At 36.8% G+C, this 1587-nt stretch carries 1 protein-coding gene; it reads left to right on the forward strand.

Annotation, left to right across the window (positions count from 1 at the left end; genetic code table 11):
- Positions 1–282: 282 nt before the first annotated feature.
- Entirely contained in the window at positions 283–1458 is a 1176-nt protein-coding gene (locus DXD92_RS18285; RefSeq protein ID WP_118595432.1) for an IS110 family transposase, read from the forward strand.
- The last annotated feature ends 129 nt before the right edge of the window (positions 1459–1587 follow it).

A 1587-nucleotide genomic window follows, 5' to 3' on the forward strand; every position in this document is an offset into this window, starting at 1 on the left:
CACGTATAATCCAATTATCTTAGATGGTAATTGGATTTTTCCTTTCTCCCAGTTAACACTGGGTATTTATTTCCATCTCTGATATATTTTGAAAAGGCACTGTGGATCTGTATCTATAACTTTACAGCTTTGACTGGTATGAGGTGACTCAGACCACAGCTTTTCGTCTATTACTGTTAATCAGTTTGTTAACGCATCGACGTTTTTATTTACGTGATTACACAGCCGAATTCTCTGTGGAAGACAGCAGTGCTCAAAATATTTATCAGGAGGTATAAACCTATGTCAATGTACTTTATTGGAATTGATATTTCCAAGTACAAACATGATTGCTGCATCATTTCTGCAGCTGATCAAAAAGTAGTTTCTAAAGTCACAATCAAAAACAATAAAGCCGGCTTTAATGAACTGCTTACAATCATTCATTCTCTCGCAAATCCTGCTGACATAAGAATAGGGTTTGAATCAACTGCCCATTATGCTCTCAATCTTGAACTCTTCCTTGAAAATTCTCTCCTAACCTTCATGGAAGTAAATCCTGTTCTCATCAGTGAATACAAGAAATCAAAAACACTTAGGCGTACAAAAACCGACTCTGTTGACTGCGAATCAATAGCTCGTTGGTTAATGACTGTTGAATACAAACCCCATTCAAAAGGATTTTACCACGCTTACTCTTTAAAGTCATTAACTCGTTTACGCGATAAACTTATCCGACAGCGTTCTTTCTATCTTATTAAAATCACAAATGTGTTAGATCATACATTCCCTGAGTTTAAACCATTCTTTAATGAACGCTTATCCAAAACTGCTCTCTATCTGCTTGAAAACTATGGTTCTGCTGAAAAGATGGCTCGTATGAACTCAGCCTCTTATGAAAAGCTACGTTCCTTATCCCGGGGGAAGTTTTCACCACAGCAATTTCTACGACTAAAAGAACTTGCTGCCAATACTGTTGGTGTAAATAACTCTATTTTTGATGTAGAGCTGAACAGTCTTTTATCTTTATACAAATCCCTTGTAAAAGAGATTAATACCATTGAAAAAGAAATCAACAAACTAATTGAAGAAGTACATCCTCACTATATGTCAGTTCCTGGAATCGGACCATTATCAGCAGCTGTAATCTATTCTGAATACGGCGATATATCTAACTTCACTAATCCAGGACAAATGCTTGCATTTGCTGGAATAGAACCAGGAATCAACGAATCTGGTACTGAATCTCACGGAGGTAAGATGGTTAAGCGTGGATCATCCCAGCTCCGCTACACACTTATCAATTGTTGTCTACCGTTAATCCGCTTTGACATGACATTTGCAACTTACTATGCCAAGAAACGCGGAGAAGGCAAACCACATCGAGTAGCCATTACTCATGTAGCCAAAAAGCTTATTAGAGTCATCTACGCATTGGAGAGGCAAGATATCGACTTTAATGCACAGAAACTTCGTTAATCTCTAGTGGATTAATACTAATTTCTCCCATCTGAAATACGATGTATTCAGATGGCTTATTAAAGTTACCCATTTTTACAATTCAAAAAAATTTCAAAATTCTCTTGACTGTTTATAGTTTGTCACCTC

The organism is Blautia sp. TM10-2, assembly GCF_003480845.1.
Lineage (GTDB): Bacteria > Bacillota > Clostridia > Lachnospirales > Lachnospiraceae > Fusicatenibacter > Fusicatenibacter saccharivorans.

Excerpts from the sequence above, each read along its gene's own strand:
- DXD92_RS18285 (WP_118595432.1), top strand. The coding sequence starts at position 283 with ATGTCAATGTACTTTATTGGAATTGATATTTCCAAGTACAAACATGAT.